Consider the following 20127-nt stretch of genomic DNA (forward strand, 5'->3'; position numbering starts at 1 on the left):
GAAATCTGAAAAAGGTCTCCTGCTTTTTTTATACCTAAAATCGGAAAGGAGGAACACTAAATGCCCTGTCCACACAATCAAATCTCCATCGTCCAGCGTAGCAACCGCCAGTCTGCTGTTGCCGCCGCTGCTTACCAAAGCGGCGAAAAGCTGTTCTGTGAATACGACCAGCAAGTGAAGCACTACCCAGAAAAGCGTGGTATCGTCCATAATGAAATCCTGCTCCCGGCAAATGCCCCGCCAGAGTATGCAGACCGCAATACCTTATGGAACGCCGCCGAAGCTGTTGAGAAGCAATGGAACTCCCAGCTTGCAAGGCGGTGGGTGCTTTCCATTCCCAGAGAGATACCGCCCGACCAGTACGCCGCCCTTGTCCGGGATTTCTGCAATCAGCAGTTTGTTTCCAAAGGAATGTGCGTGGATTTTGCCATCCATGACAAAGGGGACGGAAACCCTCACGCTCATGTCATGCTGACTATGCGGGCAATGGATGAACATGGGAAATGGCTTCCCAAGAGCCGCAAGGTTTATGACCTTGACGAGAACGGGGAACGGATAAAACTTCCGTCCGGCAGATGGAAAAGTCACAAGGAAGATACGGTTGACTGGAACGACCGCAAGTATTGTGAAATCTGGCGGCATGAATGGGAGATCATCCAGAACCGCTATCTGGAAGCCAACAACCGCCCGGAGCGGGTGGATCTCCGTTCTTATGAAAGACAGGGGCTTGATATTATCCCTACCGTCCATGAGGGTGCTGCTGTCCGGCAGATGGAAAAGCGAGGGATTCAGACCAACATCGGAAATCTGAACCGGGAAATCAAAGCCGCCAACAGCCTGATGAAGTCTATCCGGCAGCTTATTAAAAATCTCAAAGGCTGGATTATCGAGCTTAGTGAAAAACGAAAAGAACTGCTTGCGGAAAAAGCTGCGGAGGAAGCGGTATTTCTTCCCAATCTGTTGATGAAGTACATGGAGGTACGAAAGGCAGAACGGAGCGACTGGACACGGGCGGGACAAAACCGTGGAACTTCCAAAGACTTAAAGGCAGTCAGCGAAGCCCTGTCCTATCTTCAGAGAAAGGGACTTTCCACCGTGGAGGATTTGGAAAACTTTATAGAAACGTCCGGGAAATCTGCCGCCGACTACCGAAAGCAGATGAAGCCAAAGGAAACCCGCAGCAACGTGATTGACGCTATCCTTGCCGCCCGGACGGACTGTAAGGAATGTAAGCCCGTTTATGAGAAATACCAGAAGATATTTTTCAAGAAAACTAAGGAAAAATTCAAGCTGGAACACCCGGAGGTTGCCCGGTTTGAGAAAGCCAGTGCCTACCTTGCCAAGCACCCGGATGATAAGGACAGCACGAAAAAGGAGCTTTTGCAGGAACAGGCGAAGCTTGTGGGCGAAATCGCAGACTTGAAAGTACCGTTGACCGAGGTGCAGGAAGATTTGAAGAAGCTGCGGGACATCCGCTACTGGGTACGGAAAGCCACACCCGGCACAGAGGAAAGCAAAGAGCCGCCCAAGAAGCAGCCCCTCAAAGAAGTCTTGCAGGATAAGGCTGACGAGAAGAAAGCACAGAAAAACGCCCCGGCGCAGACGAAACACAAACAACAGGATATGGAACTTTAACAGGCACTTGCCATTTTCAGATTGAGAATGATAAGTGCCTTTTCTTTTTTACAAGGAGGAATTGATTTGAATGTATTTGAAGCTGTGAAGCAGTCCGTTACGACAAGACAGGCTGCGGAGCATTACGGAATCCGGGTAAACAGAAACGGGATGGCTTGCTGCCCGTTCCACAACGATAAGACCCCCAGCATGAAGCTGGACAAGCGTTTCCACTGCTTCGGATGTGGTGCAGATGGGGATGTGATTGATTTTGTAGCTGCCCTGTACGGGCTGGGGAAAAAGGAAGCCGCCGCACAGTTGGCGAGTGACTTCGGGCTTGCCTATGAGGACTGGAAGCCACCGGGCAGGGCAAGGAAGCCCAAGCCCCGGCAGAAATCCCCGGAAGAACAGTTCCGGGAAGCAAAGGCACATTGCTTCCGTGTCCTTGCCGATTATCTACACCTCTTACGGGTATGGAAAACCGACTATGCCCCGCACTCCCCGGAGGAAGCGTTTCATCCCCGGTTCGTGGAAGCCTTGCAGAAGCAAGCCCATGTGGAATATCTGCTGGATGTGCTGCTGTTCGGGGAGACAGAGGAAAAAGCGGTTTTGATTATGGACTACGGAAAGGATGTGATACAGCTTGAACAGCGAATGGCAGAGCTTGCAGCCGCAGACGCAGCAAGAACTAAAAAACACCATGAACGCCATGCAGCCGCCCCAGAGCGTTGAGGAAGTAAAGGCAACTCTGGAAACCACCGAGAAAGGCGGCGTCCGCCAGAGCATACGGAACTGCCTGACCGTATTCCAGCGTGACCCTGTGCTTGCCGGGGCAATCGCCTACAACATCCTGACCGACCGCAAGGACATCATAAAGCCCATCGGTTTTCACAGAGAAAGCACAGCCCTGACCGATACGGACATGAAGTATCTGCTTCTCTATCTGGAGGAAACCTACGGGCTTACCAGTGAGAAAAAGATTGAAACCGCCATCGGGATTGTGGCGAATGAGAATAAGTACCACCCCATCCGGGATTTTCTGAACAGCCTTGCATGGGACGGGACTGAGCGCATCCGCTTCTGTCTGCGGCACTTTCTGGGAGCTGATGTGGACGATTACACCTATGAAGCCTTGAAGCTGTTCATGCTGGGGGCGATTACAAGGGCATTTAAGCCCGGAAGCAAGTTTGAAATCATGCTGTGTCTGGTAGGCGGTCAGGGGGCTGGCAAATCCACCTTCTTCCGGCTGCTGGCAGTCCGGGACGAGTGGTTTTCCGATGATTTGCGGAAGCTGGACGATGATAACGTGTACCGCAAGCTGCAAGGTCACTGGATAATTGAAATGTCGGAAATGATGGCAACCGCCAATGCCAAGAGCATTGAGGAAATCAAGTCCTTTCTAAGCCGCCAGAAAGAGGTTTACAAAATTCCCTATGAAACTCACCCGGCAGACCGCCCCCGTCAATGCGTGTTCGGCGGCACTTCCAACGCCCTTGACTTTCTCCCCCTTGACCGTTCCGGCAACCGCCGATTTATCCCGGTCATGGTGTACCCGGAGCAAGCCGAGGTTCACATTTTGGAGGACGAAGCCGCTTCCAGAGCCTATATCAGCCAGATGTGGGCGGAAGCAATGGAGATTTACCGAAGCGGCATGTTCAAGCTGTCATTCAGCCCAGCCATGCAGCGGTATCTCAAAGAACACCAGCGGGATTTTATGCCGGAGGACACCAAAGCCGGGATGATACAGGCTTACCTTGATAAGTACACCGGGGAAACGGTCTGCTCCAAGCAGCTCTACAAGGAAGCCTTAAACCACACCTTTGATGAGCCGAAGCAATGGGAAATCCGGGAAATCAACGAGATAATGAACCAGTGCATTACCGGGTGGAACTACTTTTCCAATCCGAGGATGTTTGCGGAATACGGCAGACAAAAGGGCTGGGAGCGTGAAATCCCGGCAACGGACACCGACAACCCGCCCGAAAAATCTATGGACGGTTTTGTGGAGGTCACAGAGCAGATGGAGCTTCCATTCTGAAAATGACAGCCCGTTGCCGACTTCGTTGCTATCCCGTTGCCGAGCCGGTTGCCGGGGAAAATCCCTTATTTCCGGGCTTTTTCCCTCTCTGACAACCAAAACAACAGAAAAATAAAAGAAAAGTATAAATAGTAATCAACGCCAGATTGAGATTGTTTGCAAGGTCTTTTGAAGCCCGTTGCCGGACTTCGTTGCCGACCGTTCTCTGTCTGGCTATTTTCATGTATGGAGGATAACTGCCTATGGCGAAAAATAAGACCAAGATTGAAGTGACAACCGTATTTGACGGGGAACTGGACGCCACCGATGTGTTCGTCAGCCTGATTTCCCAGAAATACGGCAAAACAAATACAAAAGAATATCTTGCTAAAAAGAAAGATTTGAAGTATAATGAAGATGAGGTTCAACAGAGCCAGATACCGTCTGGATTGTGTGGGTAAATGGCTATGATGAACGAAATGGAATACAGAACAATCGGTTCAGCACTTGCCGGGGGCTATCGTGCGGCGGTCTATTGCAGGCTGTCAAAGGACGATGACCTGCAAGGCGAAAGTGCCAGTATCGCAAACCAGCGTGATATGCTGGAAAAATACTGCGAAAAGCAGGGATGGGAGGTTGTGGCAGTCTATCAGGACGATGGCTTCACAGGTCTTAATATGGAGCGTCCTGATTTACAGAGAATGTTGAGAGCCATTGAGCGCAGGCAAATCAACCTTGTCATCACGAAAGACCTCAGCCGACTGGGGCGTAACTATTTGCAAACAGGGCATTTGATTGAGGACTTTTTCCCAAGAAACGGTGTCCGCTATATCGCCATGAATGACGGTATCGACACCCTGCGGGATAACAACGACATCGCCCCGTTCAAGAATATCCTGAACGAGATGTACAGCAAGGATATTTCCAAGAAAGTCCATTCCTCTTATCTTCTGAAAGCGCAGAAAGGACAGTTTACCGGGTGTCTTGCCCCGTTTGGGTATCGGAAAGACCCGGAGGACAAAAACCATCTGCTCATTGACGAGGAAACCGCCCCGATTGTGCGGCTGATTTTCGGATATGCCCTAAACGGTCATGGTCCGAACTATATCCGCAGACGGCTGGAGGAAGAAAAAATCCCCTGCCCCACATGGTGGAACCGGGAACGGGGGCTTCGCAATACCCGCACCAAATGGGAAAAGAAAGACCCGGAAAACGGGCGGTATATGTGGGACTTTTCCGTTATCAAAGACCTTTTGATGAATCCCGTTTACACTGGGGCGATTGCTTCCCAGAAAAAGGACTACCGTTTCAAAATCGGCACGATTGGGGAAAAGAAGCCGGAGGACTGGATTGTAGTGGAAGGACAGCATGAACCGCTGATTGACCGCATGAGCTTTGACATTGTGCAGAACAAGCTGAAATCCCGCCAGCGTCCGGGGCAGACCAATGAAATCAGCCTGTTTGCCGGACTGATAAAATGCGGCGAGTGTGGGAAGTCTCTGACGGTACGCTACACAAACGCAAAACATCCCCAGCAGATTTACTCCTGCAAGACCTACAATGCCTTTGGAAAGAACCACTGCACCCAGCACCGGATTGATTATGACACCCTTTACAGTCATGTGCTGCGGAAAATCCGGGAATGTGCCAGAGCTGCCCTGATGGACGGGAAAGCGGTTGCTGACCGCCTGACCAATACCTGTGAAGCCGAGCAGCGGGAACAGCGGGAAGCAATGGAACGCTCCCTTACAAGGGACGAGGAACGGATTGAGGTTCTGGACAAAATGGTAATGCGGCTTTATGAAGATATGATTGCAGGGCGTATCAGTGAGCAGAACTTCAACACCATGCTGGAAAAGACACAGACCGAGCAGACGGAACTTAAAACAAAAGTGTCCGAGGGCAGAAAGCGGCTGTCCGATGAAGTCCAGCTTGCCAATGACGCAAAACAATGGGTGGAAGCCATTCAGGAATACGCCAACATTACAGAACTGGACGCAGCCACCCTCAACCGCTTAATCAAAGAAATCGTCGTGCATGAGCGCATTGACGAAGATAAAACAAGACACATTTCTATCGAAATTCATTTTAATCTCAAACCCATCCCGGAGGTGGAACAGGTCACTGCCTGACCTGTCCCGCCGGGACGGTTCTCTTAAAAACACCATATAGATTTTTTGTACGCCGCCGCCCGCCATCGAGCAGAGTTTTACACCTAATTGGGGATAAAACAGCTTATGGCGGGCGGCGGTGTTGCCCTTATCGGCACTATCCTTGTACCTCTGCTTTCCGGTCTGTTCGGATAAGTTTACGGAGGGTAGCCTATGGAGAGCATACTTGACGCGATTAACGAATGGATAAAGGAAATCCTTATCGGCGCGATAAACGGTAATCTGTCAACTATGTTCGGGGACGTAAACGAAAAAGTAGGCACCATTGCAGCGGAGGTAGGCAAGACCCCGCAGGGGTGGAACGCAAACATTTTCAGCATGATACAAAATCTGTCGGAAAATGTGATTGTACCCATTGCGGGGCTTGTCATTACCTATGTCCTCTGTTATGAGCTTATCAGCATGGTAACGGAAAAAAACAATATGCACGATGTTGACACGTTTATGTTTTTCAAATGGTTTTTCAAAGCCTTTGTTGCCGTTTTCTTGGTAACGCATACCTTTGATATAACAATGGCGGTGTTTGATATGGCACAGCATATCGTTTCCGGCGCGGCGGGGGTTATCGGCGGCGATACGAATATCGACGTAACCGAAGCCCTTGCCGCCATGCAGGAGGGACTAAAAGATATGGAAATCCCCGAACTACTGTTACTTGTCATGGAAACGAGCCTTGTAAGCCTTTGTATGAAAATCATGTCCGTACTGATAACCGTTATCCTCTACGGCAGAATGATTGAGATATACGCCTACTGTTCCGTTTCCCCTATCCCTTTTGCTACCATGACAAACCGGGAATGGGGACAGATTGGGAACAACTACCTAAAGGGGCTGTTTGCACTGGGCTTTCAAGGCTTCCTCATTATGATATGCGTCGGCATTTATGCGGTTTTAGTAGGCGAAATGGTCTTAGCGGACAATCTGCACAGCGCGATTTTTTCCCTTGCAGCCTATACCGTTATCCTCTGTTTCTCCCTGTTCAAATCCGGCGCACTGGCAAAATCCATATTCAACGCCCACTAAGGGCAGAAAGGAGGTTTTTTCTTGGCGTATGTACCTGTACCCAAAGACCTTTCCAAAGTCAAAACAAAAGTCGCTTTCAATCTGACAAAGCGGCAAATCCTTTGTTTTTCAGTGGCACTTCTTATAGGACTGCCGCTTTTCTTTTTGCTCAAAGACAGCGCAGGGACGAGCCTTGCGGCAATGGTAATGATTGTCGTCATGCTTCCCTGCTTCTTGGTTGCCATGTATGAAAAGCATGGGCAGCCCCTTGAAGTGGTAATAAAGAACATCATTCAGACAAAATTTACCCGCCCCAAAGTGCGACCGTATCAGACAGAAAACCTATATGCACTCTTGGAGAAACAGCGGGCATTAGAAAAGGAGGTATCAGCGATTGTCAAAAGGACAGACAAAAAAGACGCGGGAAGCCGCAGGAAACAGGCGTAAGCTGACCCGCGCGGAAAAGAAACAGATAGCGGCGGTTATCCGGCAGGCAAAGGGGGACGGCAAAGCCCACACCGCACAGCAGACCATTCCCTACCTTGCCATGTACCCGGACGGTATCTGCAAAGTGGCGCAGCGGAAATATTCAAAGAGCATTGCTTTTGAGGACATTAACTATCAGCTTGCACAGGCAGACGATAAGACCGCCATTTTTGAAAACTGGTGCGATTTTCTCAACTACTTTGACGCGAGCGTGAACGTGCAGCTTTCTTTTATCAATCAAGGCTCACAGCAGGAACAGGCAGCGCGGGCAATCCATATCCCGCCGCAAAATGACGCTTTTAACTCTATCCGCACCGAGTATTCGGATATGCTGAAAAATCAGCTTAGTAAAGGCAACAACGGGCTTGTGAAGCACAAATACATTACCTTTACTGTTGAAGCCGATAACAAAGCGGCTGCAAAGTCAAGGCTTTCCCGTATCGAAACCGACGTGCTTAACAATTTCAAGGTGCTTGGCGTAACTGCCCGCCCCTTATCCGGCTATGAACGCTTAAAGGTGCTGCATGGGGTATTCCACCCGGAGGGCGAGCCGTTCTCCTTTTCCTTTGACTGGCTTACCCCGTCGGGGCTATCTACAAAGGATTTTATCGCCCCGTCCTCTTTCCGTTTTGGCGAGGGACGTTATTTTGCTATGGGGAAAAAGACGGGTGCGGTATCGTTCCTTGAAATCCTTGCCCCTGAGCTGAACGACCGTATCTTAGCAGATATGCTTGATTTGGAAACGGGCGTTATTGTAAATCTTCACATTAAAAGTATCGACCAGTCGGAAGCAATCAAGACCATTAAGCGAAAAATCACTGACCTTGACAAGATGAAGATTGAGGAACAGAAAAAAGCGGTTAGAAGCGGTTACGATATGGATATAATCCCGTCCGACCTTGCCACTTTTGGAAACGAAGCAAAGAATTTGTTGCAGGATTTACAGAGCCGCAACGAGCGAATGTTTCTTCTCACATTCCTTGTGGTAAACATGGCAGACACGAAGCGGAAACTGGAAAATGACATTTTTGCGGCGGCGGGCATTGCACAGAAATACAACTGCGCCTTGACCCGTCTTGACTATCAGCAGGAAGCGGGGCTGATGTCCTCTATCCCTTTGGGGGAGAACCTTATCCCGATACAACGGGGACTTACCACATCAAGCACCGCTATTTTTATCCCGTTCATCACGCAGGAGCTATTTCAGACCGGGGCTGCCCTGTATTACGGGCTGAACGCTTTAAGCAACAACATGATACTCTGCGACCGCAAGCAGCTTAAAAATCCCAACGGTTTAATCTTGGGAACACCGGGCAGCGGAAAATCCTTTGCGGCAAAGCGGGAAATCACAAATGCTTTTCTTATTACCGACGACGATATTTTTATCTGCGACCCGGAAGCGGAATATTTTGCCCTTGTAAAGCGGCTTGGCGGGCAAGTGATACGGTTATCCCCGACAGGGAAAGGCATGGACGGTACGCCCCAGTATGTGAACCCTATGGATATGAACCTCAATTACAGCGAGGACGACAGCCCCCTTGCACTGAAAAGTGATTTTATCCTTTCCCTCTGCGAGCTTGTGATTGGCGGCAAGGAGGGCTTGCAGCCTGTTGATAAGACCGTCATTGACCGCGCCGTAAGGAATGTGTACCGGGACTATCTTGCTGACCCTGTACCGGAGAAAATGCCTATCTTGGGCGACCTTTACGACGAACTGTTAAAGCAGCCGGAGCCGGAAACTGCCCGCATTGCGGCAGCATTGGAGCTGTATGTTTCCGGCAGCCTTAATGTATTCAACCACAGAACGAATGTGGAGCTTTCTAACCGCCTTGTCTGCTTTGATATTAAGCAGCTTGGAAAACAGCTCAAAAAGTTAGGTATGCTCATTGTGCAAGACCAGATATGGAACCGCGTTACCATCAACCGGGCAGAAAAGAAATCCACCCGCTACTATATGGACGAGTTTCACTTGCTCTTAAAAGAGGAACAGACGGCAGCTTACAGCGTGGAGATTTGGAAGCGTTTCCGTAAATGGGGCGGTATCCCCACAGCCATTACGCAGAACGTCAAAGACCTCTTGGCAAGCCGCGAGGTGGAAAATATCTTTGAAAACAGCGATTTTGTTCTCATGCTCAATCAAGCGCAGGGCGACCGTACTATCCTTGCAAAGCAGCTTAATATTTCCCCGCAGCAGATGAAGTATGTTACCCACACCGAAGCGGGCGAGGGGCTTATCTTCTATGGGAATGTGGTGCTGCCTTTTGTAGACCGTTTCCCGAAAGATACCGAGCTTTACCGCATTATGACGACGAAGCCGGAGGAAGTGAGCAGCCTATGAAAACAGACGTGATTATCAACCGGGACGCGCTTTGTGCTTTGCAGGAATTACCCAGTGAAAGCGTCCATTGCTGCGTTACAAGCCCGCCCTACTTTGCGCTGCGGGACTATGGGCTTGACGCACAAATCGGACAGGAGGACACGCCGGAACAGTATATTGACAGGCTGACCGCTGTTTTTAGCGAGCTTTACCGGGTGCTTAGAAAGGACGGTACGCTATGGCTGAATATTGCAGACACCTATTGCGGCACAGGAAATAAAGGCGGCTATGCTGACCCGAAAAACCCAAAGGGGCGCACCGGGCAGCGGATTGCAAGGAACAGCCGCGTTACCGGCTGCAAGCAAAAGGACTTAATCGGTATTCCCTGGCTCTTAGCGTTTTCCTTGCGGGAACAGGGGTGGTATCTGCGGAGCGATATTATATGGCAGAAACAAAACCCTATGCCGGAAAGCTGCAAAGACCGCCCGACCCGCTGCTATGAACATATCTTTTTGCTTTCAAAGGAAAAGAAATATTACTATGACGCTGCCGCCATTGCGGAACCCTTAGCACCTACTACCGCAGAACGGTACCGCAGGGCGCGCAGCACCAACAGCAAATACATACAGGAAATCCCCGGACAAGGAAAGGTGCAGGGACTAAACCGACCGCGGGACGGTGGCTACTATGACGACGCGCTCATGCCGACCACGCGGAACAAGCGGGACGTGTGGCTGATTAACACTGTCCCATATAAAGGGGCGCATTTTGCAGCTTTTCCCCCGAAATTAGCGGAAACCTGTATCTTGGCAGGCTGCCCCAAAGGCGGGATTGTCATAGACCCGTTTTTTGGAAGCGGCACGACCGGGCTTGCAGCAAAAAGCCTTGACCGCCATTATATCGGGATTGAATTAAATGCAGAGTATTGCGCCCTTGCGAGGGCGCGGATTGGAGGTGCAGGACTATCAAGCAGTTAAAACCACGCGATAAAATCACACAGAAAATGACCCGCGACGGCGTGGTGGAAGTCAACGAAACACAGCAGACTGCCGAGCGTATCAGCAGCCGGGAAGCAGACAGCGACTTTTCACAGCCGGACAGTGCCGCAGCGGAGCGCGTCATAGAACATCTTGACGCAGCACATACCCGAAAGGCAAACAAAAAGGCAGTCAAGAAAGAGCAGGAAGCTACTGCTTTGCGTACTTCCACTTCCCGCTTGCAGTTTACCGACGAGGAACGGGCAACGCCGGAACTGGAACGCTATATTGAAAAATCAAACAAAGCCGCTGACCGACTGGACGCGGCAAAGGCAGCTATCCCGAAGCAAAAGAAACTGGTTAGGGAACGCACCTTTGAGGAAGCCACAGGAAAAGCAAAGACCCACTTACGCTTTGAAGAACAGGAAAAACCGATACCCGGTAGCAAAAAGGGAAACCCGCTGTCCCGACCCGCACAGGAAGCGGGGATTTTCGTCCATAACAAGATACATTCCGTTGAAAAGGACAATTCCGGCGTTGAGGGGGCGCATAAATCGGAGGAACTTGCCGAGCGCAGCGCGAAATACGGGGCGAGGAAGTTAAAACAGGGCTACCGCAGCCATAAGCTGAAACCTTACCGGAAAGCGGCAAAGGCAGAAAAGGCAGCATTTAAGGCAAACGTCAACTTCCAGTATCGCAAGACCCTGCACGACAACCCGCAGCTTACTTCTAACCCTCTTTCCCGTTTCATGCAGAAACAGCAGATAAAACGCCAGTATGCAAAGGCGGCAAAGAAAGGCGGGGCAAAAGCCGCAGCGGAAGCCACAAGAAAGACGGCGAAAAAAACCGCCGAGGAAACAAGGAAAGCCGCCGCATTTGCGGCAAGACACCCGGCGGGCATTTTGATTGCAGTTGCCGCGTTGCTTCTCTTTATTATGATTTCCGCAGGGCTGTCCTCTTGCGGGGCTATGTTTTCCGGCTTGACTAACGGGGTGCTTGGCACTTCCTACACGTCCGAGGACAGCGACCTTGTGGCAGTTGAAAACAACTATGGCGCATTGGAAAACGGGCTGCAAAGTGAGATTGACAATATTGAAAGCACCCACCCCGGCTATGATGAATACCGCTATGACCTTGACAGTATCGGGCATAACCCCCACGAATTAGCGTCTTACTTGACCGCCCTCTTACAGAGCTACACCCCGCAGAGCGCACAAGCCGAGCTTGAACGTATCTTTTCCATGCAGTACACCTTGACGCTGACCGAGGAAGTGGAGATACGCTACCGCACCGAAACAAGCACCGACCCGGAAACCGGGGAAACCACAACCGAGGAAGTCCCTTATGAATATCACATCTTAAACGTCAAACTGGAAAACAAGCCGATTTCCGAGCTTGCGGAGGAACTTCTTACGCCACAGCAGCTTGAAATGTTCCATGTCTACTTGGAAACAAGCGGCAACAAACCGCTGATTTTCGGCGGCGGTTCTCCCGACGGAAGCCCGTCCGAGGATTTAAGCGGCGTGGAGTTTATAAACGGTACGCGCCCCGGAAATCAAGAGCTTATGGAGCTTGCAAAGCAGCAAGTCGGAAATGTGGGCGGCTACCCTTACTGGTCTTGGTACGGCTTTAACAGCCGCGTGGAATGGTGCGCCTGTTTTGTATCATGGTGCTACAATCAAGCCGGAAAAAGCGAACCCCGCTTTGCGGGCTGCGAATGGCAGGGTATCCCTTGGTTTCAGTCAAGGGGACAATGGGGCGCACGCGGCTATGAGAATATCGCACCGGGCGACGCTATCTTTTTCGATTGGGATTTAGACGGCGTTGCCGACCATGTGGGGCTTGTGCTTGGCAGGGACGGCAGCCGCGTCTATACCGTTGAGGGCAATTCCGGCGACGCCTGCAAGATAAAGAGCTATGACCTAAACTATCAATGTATCAAAGGCTACGGGCTGATGAACTGGTAAAGCAGCCCCGAAAAGAAAGGAGAATTTATTTATGGCAATGAACAAAATCGACCGTATCAATAAGGAAATCGCAAAGACCCGCGAGAAAATCACAGAGTATCAGAACAAGTTAAAAGGACTGGAAGCGCAGAAAACCGAAGCGGAAAACCTTGAAATCGTGCAGCTTGTACGAGCTATGCGTCTGACCCCGCAGGAACTGAACGCTATGCTGTCCGGCGGCGGTATTCCCGGCATGACTGCTGCACCCGCAGAAGAAAACGAACAGGAGGAAAATGCAGATGAAGAATAAACTGAAAAAGACCATGACTGCCCTTTGTGCCGCCCTTATCTTTATGGGCGGTTTTTCTGTCCCTGCCTATGCACAGGGTGCAGCCACAGAGCCGCCCGCAGAGGACGCGACCAACGACAGCAACGTAGTTGTGGAGGAAAAAGAGGAAACGCCGCCCCTTACCCCAAAGGGAAACGCAACACTGGTTGATGATTACGGCGGCAATAAGCAGCTTATCACTGTTACCACCAAAGGCGGCAACTATTTCTATATCCTCATTGACCGGGCAGCCGAGGGGGAACAGACCGTACATTTCCTAAATCAAGTGGACGAAGCCGACCTTATGGCACTGACCGAAAACGGCGAAGCTGCCAAAAAGCCGGAAATCTGTAACTGTACGGAGAAATGCGAAGCCGGAAAGGTAAACACGTCCTGCCCGGTATGTGTTACCAGTATGACAGGCTGCACAGGAAAAGAACCCACCCCAACACCAACGGAGCAGCCGGAAGAACCGAAAGAAAAAGGCGGCAATCCCGGTGTGGTGCTTGCCTTAGTCCTCTTTGCCCTGCTTGGTGGCGGCGCAGCGTTCTACTACTTTAAGTTTATGAAGCCGAAGCAGAATGTAAAGGGCGATACCGACCTTGAAGATTTTGAATTTGAGGACTACGATGAGGACGAGCCGGAAGCAGATACCGGGGAAACTTCCGAAGATGAAGAAACGGAGGAAGAAACCCTATGACCCTGTTTACCGACAATCCCTTTGAAAAGATGATGATACAGAAACCGGACAGGCGGCGTGATAATGCGCCGCCTGTTCCTTATCCCCCGGCTTGCGCTTCCTGCCCGTATAAGGGGCAGTCCCCTTGTGTGGGGTACTGTCTGAAACAGGTACAGAAGAAAAAAGAAGCCGAGCCGGAACGCTGAAAGGAGGATTTTTTATTGACTTCACATATCTTAGTTATCGCAGAAAAGCCCAGTGTGGCGCAGACAATCGCTGCCGTACTTGGGGCAAAGGAAAAGAAAGACGGATTTCTCACAGGAAGCGGCTATATCGTTTCTTGGTGTGTGGGACATTTGGTAGGACTTGCGGAAGCTGCCGCCTACGGAGAACAATATAAAAAGTGGAGCTATGACAGCTTACCGATTTTGCCGCAGGAATGGAAGTACACCGTTTCGGCTGACAAGGAAAAGCAATTCAAGACCTTAAAGGAGCTTATGCACCGGGCAGACGTTTCCGAAGTCGTCAATGCCTGCGACGCAGGGCGTGAGGGAGAACTCATTTTCCGCTTTGTTTATGAAATGGCGGGCTGCAAGAAACCTATGCGCCGCCTTTGGATTTCTTCTATGGAGGACAGCGCAATCAAAGAGGGCTTTTCCCGTCTGAAGAACGGCGAAGAATACGACGCGCTCTTTGCTTCCGCATTATGCAGGGCAAAGGCTGACTGGCTTATCGGTATCAACGCCACCCGTCTTTTCTCTGTCCTTTACAACCACACCTTGAACGTGGGACGCGTACAGACCCCGACCTTAAAAATGCTTGTTGACCGGGACGTAGCGATTGCCACATTTAAGAAAGAAAAATACTACCATGTGCGCCTTACCTTATCCGGCGCGGAAGCTGCAAGTGAAAGAAGTTCAGATAAGGCAGAAGCCGACGCATTAAAAACGACTTGCGAAGCGTCAAAAGCAGTCTGTACTTCCCTTGCAAAAGAGAAAAAGACCGCAGCCCCGCCGAAGCTCTTTGACCTTACTTCTTTACAGAGGGAAGCAAACCGCCTGTTCGGTTATACCGCAAAGCAGACCCTTGACCTTGCACAAGCCCTGTATGAAAAAAGACTTCTTACTTATCCGAGAACAGACAGCAGCTATCTTACTGACGACATGGGCGACACAGCGGCGGGCATTATCAAGCTGCTTTGTGGGAAATTTTCTTTTATGGCGGGAAAAGACTTCACGCCGGAGCTTGGAAAGGTGCTGAACAGTAAAAAGGTATCAGACCACCATGCCATTATCCCGACTATGGAGCTTGCAAAGTCCGACCTTTCCGCGCTGCCGGAAAGCGAAAGGAATATCCTTACCCTTGCCGGGGCGCGTCTGCTCATGGCGACCGCTGCACCGCATACCTTTGAAGCGGTTACAGCAGTTTTTGAATGTGCCGGACAGTCCTTTACCGCAAGGGGCAAGACCATTCTTTATGAGGGTTGGAAAGAGATTGACCGAAAATACAGGGCAGCCTTAAAGAACAAGCCCGAAACGGACGACGCAGACAGCGACACAGAAAAGACCCTGCCGCCATTTACCGAGGGACAGACCTTTGAAAATCCGGCGGCAACGGTAACGGAACATACCACAACACCGCCAAAACCTCACAACGAAGCGTCGCTGCTCTCTGCTATGGAGCGCGCCGGAAGCGAGGACACCGACCCGGACGCAGAACGCAAAGGGCTTGGAACTCCCGCCACCCGCGCCGCCGTCATTGAAAAACTGGTAAAGGGCGGCTTTGTGGAGCGAAAAGGCAAGCAGCTACTTCCCACAAAGGACGGTATCAACCTTGTGTGCGTCCTGCCGGACACCTTGACAAGCCCGCAGCTTACCGCAGAATGGGAAAACAATCTGACGCAGATTGCCAAAGGCAAGGCAGACCCCGCCGCATTTATGGAGGGTATCGAGGATATGGCGCGGGAACTGGTAAAGACCTATCCGTTTCTTTCTGATGATAAAGCGCAGATGTTCAAGACGGAACGGGAAGCGTTGGGAAGCTGCCCGCGCTGCGGTTCTCCTGTCTATGAGGGAAAGAAAAACTACTATTGCAGCAACAAAGAATGTATCTTTACCATGTGGAAAAATGACCGTTTCTTTGAAGAACGAAAAGTAACCTTTACCCACAAAATTGCCGCTGCACTCTTAAAATCCGGCAAGGTAAATGTGAAAAAGCTCTATTCCCCAAAGACGGGCAAAACCTACGACGGAACTATCGTATTGGCTGATACGGGCGGGAAATACGTCAACTACCGGGTGGAGCTTCCGAAGAAAAAATAACTGAATAGCAAGCATAGGAAAAGAGTACCCTTTTCCGTAAAATCCCTGCTTTCTCTACCGAGAACGGCGGGGATTTTTGCTTGTTGGGAAGTTTCCCAAACCCTCTGTTTTATGGAGGGTTTTACCCTCTGAAATCTTGAAAAAATATCTAAAATCTTTGGCAAAAATGCGGGCGCGGGGTACTGAATGATGAAACAGGAACATGCAGCGTCCGCGCTGCCGTTTGGAAAGGAGGTTACACATGGCAAGTTTACGGGACACCGTAAAGGACTATCAAGAAGAATTAAGGGACGGTATCGCTTGGGTGGCGTTTTGGAAAACGGGACGTTCTTGGAACGCCGAATATTTCCACCTTGAAATGGGCGATATTCTCTACCCGGAGGACAGAAGCCGCATGGAAGAAATCAAGCAGGCTGACCCTGCCGCCGTTGTGGTAAACGGCTATTACTCCGGCTATCTTGGCGAGGATATGAGCCTTGACGAGCTGACCGCCGGGGTGCGCCACCACTATGAAAACGGATATAGCAATATCGGGGAATTTATCGAAGCCCACGACGACAGGCTGCCGCCGGAGCTTATCGAAAAAGCAAGAGCCGCCGCCCACGCTGCGGGGCTTCCTTTCTCTGAAAAAGCCTACCGGGACGGCGAAGAACCCGACCCCTATCTATTTGACGGGAGCATGAGCATGGAGGACTACGAACTTATGCACCGTATGATTGAAAACGAAAGGAGCGAACGCATGGCAGAAACGATTTTAAGCGGGTATCTTTCTAATCTTGGAAAGTACACCGAGGGCAGACCTGCGGGCGAATGGGTATCATTCCCCACGACTGCCGAGCATTTGAAAGAAGTCTTTGACCGTATCGGGATAGACGGCAAAAACTACGGGGAGCTGCATATCACAGAATACCAGTCCTCTATTGCAGGACTGGCAGGAAAATTGACCGAGCTTGAAAGCCTTGACGAGCTGAACTATTTAAGCGAACTTTTGAAAATGCAGTTTGACGACGACCGGGAAAAATTTGTTGCAGCTATGGAATACGGCGACCATACCGACAACTTGCAGGACATCATCAACCTTGCACAAAACCTTGATTGTTACTGGCTTTATCCGTCCGTACAGAGTGAGGAAGATTACGGGCATTATCTGATTGAAGAACTGGACGAGTTGGAGCTGCCCGAAGAAGCAAAAAAATATTTCATGTATGAGGAATACGGGCGGGACGCTGCTATCAATGACGAGGGCAGATTTACCGAGCAGGGCTATATCTACAATAACCGCAACACCTTTACAGAATGGTACGACGGGCGCGACGTGCCGGAGGAATACCGGGTAACGCCGCAACCGCCAGTACAGGAAAAGGAACAGGCAGACCTTGACGCTTCCGCAGCGATACCGCCCGCCACAGAGCAGCCCCCGGTTCTCCCGATTATCCTATCTTCTGAAAAGCCCGCCGACAAAATGAAAGAGATTACAGACCGACTGGAACAGGGTATTTTAGGACTGTATGAGAGCGACCGTTACGCCGATTATCTGCGTACCATGTCAAAATTCCATGATTACAGCCTTAACAATACAATCCTTATCGCCATGCAGGGCGGCAATCTTGTGAAAGGCTATAAACAATGGGAAAAGGAATTTGACCGCCATGTAAAGCCGGGAGAAAAAGCTATCAAGATACTTGCGCCGTCCCCGTTTACTGTTAAGAAACAGGTGGAAAAAATCGACCCGGACACCCAAAAGCCTGTTTTCGATAAGGACGGGAAGCCTGTTACCGAGGAAAAGGAAATCAAGATACCCGCTTTTCGTGTGGTATCTGTCTTTGATATTTCACAGACCGAGGGAAAGGAGCTTCCTGCCCTTACCCATGAGCTGACGGGCAACGTGGAACAATACCAGGATTTTTTCGCTGCCCTTGAAAAGACTTCCCCCTTTGCTATGGGATTTGAAGCACTAAGCGGCGGCGTAAAAGGACGCTGCAATTATGAGGAAAAGCGTATCATCATCAACGAGGGCATGGACAAATTGCAGAATATCAAGACCGCAATCCATGAAATCGTCCACGCCACGCTGCATGATACTGCCCTTGCCATGCCGGAACGCCCCGACCGCCGCACCCGCGAGGTACAGGCGGAAAGCGTCGCCTATGCTGTCTGCCAACATTACGGGCTTGATACGTCGGACTATTCTTTTGGGTATATCGCCGGGTGGAGCAGCGGAAAAGAACTTGCAGAACTGAAAGGCTCTCTTGAAACAATCCGCAGTACCGCCGCAAGTCTGATTGATACCATAGACGGGCATTTTGCAGAAATCCAAAAGGCACAGGATAAGGAACAGACCACCGAACAGGCGCAGCCCGCACAGGAAGCCGCCAAACAGCCCGAAGCAGAAGCAGCCGCGCCGGAGCTTTCCGAAGAAACAGCCCCGGTACAGGAAAAAGAAGCACAGCCGGAACAGGCTGCACCCGCCGCCCCTTATTACACTATCAATGAAGCTGCCGCCAAACGCGCAAAGGATATGAACAGCTTTTCCGATTATAAGCAAGGCAGCGCGACGGCTGAATACAGACACTATGTAGATGAAGCCGTACAGCTTGCAGAAAGGCAGAAACAGCGGGTAGACCCGATGTACCATGAGAAAATCGACAGCCTGCTTGACACCTACGCCCGGAAACTGGCGGCGAACATGAACAAAGGCTATGAGATTGACGCGCGTGTTCCCTCTATCCTGATTGCGGGCGGCTCTAACTTCCCCACAAGGAAGAAAGAAAAGCAGAACGCAGCCCGCGACAGCAATTACCGGGAATGGCAGGACATACAAGGGCTTCTTGATAAAATCCGCAGTACCGGCATGGGCGGTATCAGCGCAGACGACCCGCAGGCAGTACAGAAGTTAGAAAAGAAACTGGAAAGCCTTGAAAAATCACAGGAAACCATGAAAGCCGTAAACGCCTATTACCGCAAGCATAAGACCCTTGACGGCTGCCCGCATTTACCGCCGGAGGAACTGGAAAAACTGAAAGCAGACATGGCGAGCAGTTGGCATTTGGAGGACAAGCCCTTTGCGACTTGGGCGTTATCCAACAACAGCGCAGAAATCCGGCGTGTGAAAGACCGTATCAAATCCCTTTCACAGCAAAAAGAAATCGGTTTTGTCGGTTGGGAATTTGACGGCGGCAAGGTGGAAGCAAACACCGAAGCGAACCGCCTGCAAATCTTCTTTGAAGATAAGCCGGACGAAGCCGCGCGGGAAGCCTTAAAAAGTAATGGCTTCCGTTGGTCGCCAAAAGCAGGGGCATGGCAGCGGCAGCTTACCAGTAACGCCTATTATGCGGCTGATTATGTCAAGGCGATTGCACCTCTTACCGAGGAAAAGCCTACCGAGTTACAACGGGCGCATATCCGGGCGCAAAAGGTAGCTGCACAGGAGCAACCCGTACAGGAGCAGCCGGAACAGGAAGCCCCACAGGACAAAGACACCTTTTCCATTTATCAGATAAAAGGCGGGGACGAAACAAGAGATTTGCGCTTTGAACCTTATGACCGTCTGACTGCCACAGGACACCGGGTAGACCCGAAAAACTATACACTTGTCTATTCCGCAGAGCTTACGCCGGGGACTTCCCTTGAAGATATTTACACCCGCTTTAATATCGACCACCCGAAAGATTTTAAGGGACACAGCCTTTCCGTTTCCGACGTGGTGGTACTTCATCAGAACGGGCAGGACACCGCCCACTATGTAGACAGCTTTGGTTATAAGGACGTGCCGGAATTTTTCAAGGAACAGGAAAAAGCCCTCATTCCCGACGACTTGGAAACGGGCGAAACAATCAAAACACCGAGGGGGACTTTCTATGTAACCGCCATGAGCCGCGAGCAAATGGAAGCTGCCGGATATGGATTGCACCACCAGTCCGACGACGGAAAATATCTGATTATGGGGAACGGTACAAGGGCTTTTGCTGTTCCCGTTCAGCCGGAAAACTATCTGAAATCTGCCGAGCAGACCACCGAGCAAAACTACAACATGATTGACGGGCAGATAAACAACACCCCGACCGTCGCAGAACTGGAAGCAAAGGTAAAGGCAGGAGAAACCATTTCCCTTGTTGACCTTGCGGAAGCTGTCAAGGCTGACAAGGAACGCGGCAAGGCAGCAAAAACGGAAAAGAAGCCCTCTATCCGGGCGCAGCTTAGAGCAGACAAAGAAAAGACCGCACAGAAAAAAGCGGCAAAATCAAAAAATCACGAATTGGAGGTATGAGC

15 protein-coding genes and 1 pseudogene are annotated in these 20127 nt (G+C 50.7%); all 16 read left to right on the forward strand.

The window, feature by feature from the left end; all coding sequences use genetic code 11:
• The first annotated feature begins 60 nt into the window (after window positions 1-60).
• The 16 genes and pseudogenes from mobQ (at window position 61) to Q3223_RS17170 (ending at window position 20125) form a co-directional block, all read left to right on the forward strand.
• Window positions 61-1635, forward strand: a complete 1575-nt coding sequence (mobQ, locus tag Q3223_RS17095) for a MobQ family relaxase (protein WP_025544159.1) — start codon at window positions 61-63, stop codon at window positions 1633-1635.
• A gap of 66 nt (window positions 1636-1701) precedes the next feature.
• Window positions 1702-2346, forward strand: a complete 645-nt coding sequence (locus Q3223_RS17100; RefSeq protein ID WP_025544160.1) for a CHC2 zinc finger domain-containing protein — start codon at window positions 1702-1704, stop codon at window positions 2344-2346.
• Complete coding sequence (locus Q3223_RS17105; protein ID WP_008394605.1) at window positions 2315-3652, forward strand: virulence-associated E family protein; 1338 nt, start codon at window positions 2315-2317, stop codon at window positions 3650-3652. Before Q3223_RS17100 ends, Q3223_RS17105 begins: the two co-directional genes overlap by 32 nt.
• 242 nt (window positions 3653-3894) lie before the next feature.
• A complete protein-coding gene (locus tag Q3223_RS17110) occupies window positions 3895-4092 on the forward strand; it encodes a hypothetical protein (RefSeq protein ID WP_002595176.1) in 198 nt (65 codons plus the stop codon).
• The gene (locus tag Q3223_RS17115; protein WP_008394601.1) at window positions 4093-5763 is read left to right on the forward strand and encodes a recombinase family protein; all 1671 of its coding nucleotides are present in this window, start codon (window positions 4093-4095) and stop codon (window positions 5761-5763) included.
• 90 nt (window positions 5764-5853) lie between these two features.
• Window positions 5854-5937, forward strand: a pseudogene (locus Q3223_RS17120) (Maff2 family mobile element protein); the annotation flags it as partial.
• Between the two features lie 18 nt (window positions 5938-5955).
• Entirely contained in the window at window positions 5956-6825 is an 870-nt protein-coding gene (locus Q3223_RS17125) for a VirB6/TrbL-like conjugal transfer protein, CD1112 family (RefSeq protein WP_044477105.1), read from the forward strand.
• A 21-nt stretch (window positions 6826-6846) separates the two neighbouring features.
• The gene (locus Q3223_RS17130; protein WP_044477104.1) at window positions 6847-7251 is read left to right on the forward strand and encodes a PrgI family protein; all 405 of its coding nucleotides are present in this window, start codon (window positions 6847-6849) and stop codon (window positions 7249-7251) included.
• Window positions 7199-9628 carry a VirB4-like conjugal transfer ATPase, CD1110 family gene (locus tag Q3223_RS17135; RefSeq protein WP_347087237.1) on the forward strand — a complete coding sequence of 810 codons (2430 nt, stop codon included), beginning with the start codon at window positions 7199-7201 and terminating at the stop codon, window positions 9626-9628. Before Q3223_RS17130 ends, Q3223_RS17135 begins: the two co-directional genes overlap by 53 nt.
• The gene (locus Q3223_RS17140; RefSeq protein WP_347087239.1) at window positions 9625-10584 is read left to right on the forward strand and encodes a site-specific DNA-methyltransferase; all 960 of its coding nucleotides are present in this window, start codon (window positions 9625-9627) and stop codon (window positions 10582-10584) included. The genes Q3223_RS17135 and Q3223_RS17140 overlap by 4 nt, the downstream gene beginning before the upstream one ends.
• Window positions 10572-12551 (forward strand): CD1108 family mobile element protein, encoded by a 1980-nt coding sequence (locus Q3223_RS17145; RefSeq protein WP_407812287.1) that lies wholly within the window; start codon window positions 10572-10574, stop codon window positions 12549-12551. The genes Q3223_RS17140 and Q3223_RS17145 overlap by 13 nt, the downstream gene beginning before the upstream one ends.
• 31 nt (window positions 12552-12582) lie before the next feature.
• Window positions 12583-12840 (forward strand): DUF4315 family protein, encoded by a 258-nt coding sequence (locus Q3223_RS17150; protein WP_009906239.1) that lies wholly within the window; start codon window positions 12583-12585, stop codon window positions 12838-12840.
• Window positions 12830-13558: a DUF4366 domain-containing protein gene (locus Q3223_RS17155; protein WP_347087244.1), complete on the forward strand. Its 729-nt coding sequence runs from the start codon at window positions 12830-12832 to the stop codon at window positions 13556-13558. The genes Q3223_RS17150 and Q3223_RS17155 overlap by 11 nt, the downstream gene beginning before the upstream one ends.
• Complete coding sequence (locus tag Q3223_RS17160) at window positions 13555-13743, forward strand: hypothetical protein (protein WP_347087246.1); 189 nt, start codon at window positions 13555-13557, stop codon at window positions 13741-13743. Before Q3223_RS17155 ends, Q3223_RS17160 begins: the two co-directional genes overlap by 4 nt.
• A 15-nt stretch (window positions 13744-13758) precedes the next feature.
• Window positions 13759-15858 (forward strand): DNA topoisomerase 3, encoded by a 2100-nt coding sequence (locus Q3223_RS17165; protein WP_347087248.1) that lies wholly within the window; start codon window positions 13759-13761, stop codon window positions 15856-15858.
• A 241-nt stretch (window positions 15859-16099) separates the two neighbouring features.
• On the forward strand, window positions 16100-20125 hold the full coding sequence (locus Q3223_RS17170; protein ID WP_347087250.1) for an antirestriction protein ArdA: 4026 nt from the start codon (window positions 16100-16102) through the stop codon (window positions 20123-20125).
• The last annotated feature ends 2 nt before the right edge of the window (window positions 20126-20127 follow it).

Source organism: Clostridioides sp. GD02367 (assembly GCF_045900275.1).
Classification (GTDB): Bacteria; Bacillota; Clostridia; order Peptostreptococcales; family Peptostreptococcaceae; genus Clostridioides; species Clostridioides difficile_A.

Bases quoted from the DNA above. Each gene is read 5' to 3' on its own strand.
- mobQ (WP_025544159.1), top strand. From the start codon at position 61: ATGCCCTGTCCACACAATCAAATCTCCATCGTCCAGCGTAGCAACCGC.
- Q3223_RS17125 (WP_044477105.1), top strand. From the start codon at position 5,956: ATGGAGAGCATACTTGACGCGATTAACGAATGGATAAAGGAAATCCTT.
- Q3223_RS17160 (WP_347087246.1), top strand. From the start codon at position 13,555: ATGACCCTGTTTACCGACAATCCCTTTGAAAAGATGATGATACAGAAA.
- Q3223_RS17110 (WP_002595176.1), top strand. From the start codon at position 3,895: ATGGCGAAAAATAAGACCAAGATTGAAGTGACAACCGTATTTGACGGG.
- Q3223_RS17150 (WP_009906239.1), top strand. From the start codon at position 12,583: ATGGCAATGAACAAAATCGACCGTATCAATAAGGAAATCGCAAAGACC.
- Q3223_RS17105 (WP_008394605.1), top strand. From the start codon at position 2,315: ATGAACGCCATGCAGCCGCCCCAGAGCGTTGAGGAAGTAAAGGCAACT.
- Q3223_RS17170 (WP_347087250.1), top strand. From the start codon at position 16,100: ATGGCAAGTTTACGGGACACCGTAAAGGACTATCAAGAAGAATTAAGG.
- Q3223_RS17140 (WP_347087239.1), top strand. From the start codon at position 9,625: ATGAAAACAGACGTGATTATCAACCGGGACGCGCTTTGTGCTTTGCAG.
- Q3223_RS17115 (WP_008394601.1), top strand. From the start codon at position 4,093: ATGGCTATGATGAACGAAATGGAATACAGAACAATCGGTTCAGCACTT.
- Q3223_RS17155 (WP_347087244.1), top strand. From the start codon at position 12,830: ATGAAGAATAAACTGAAAAAGACCATGACTGCCCTTTGTGCCGCCCTT.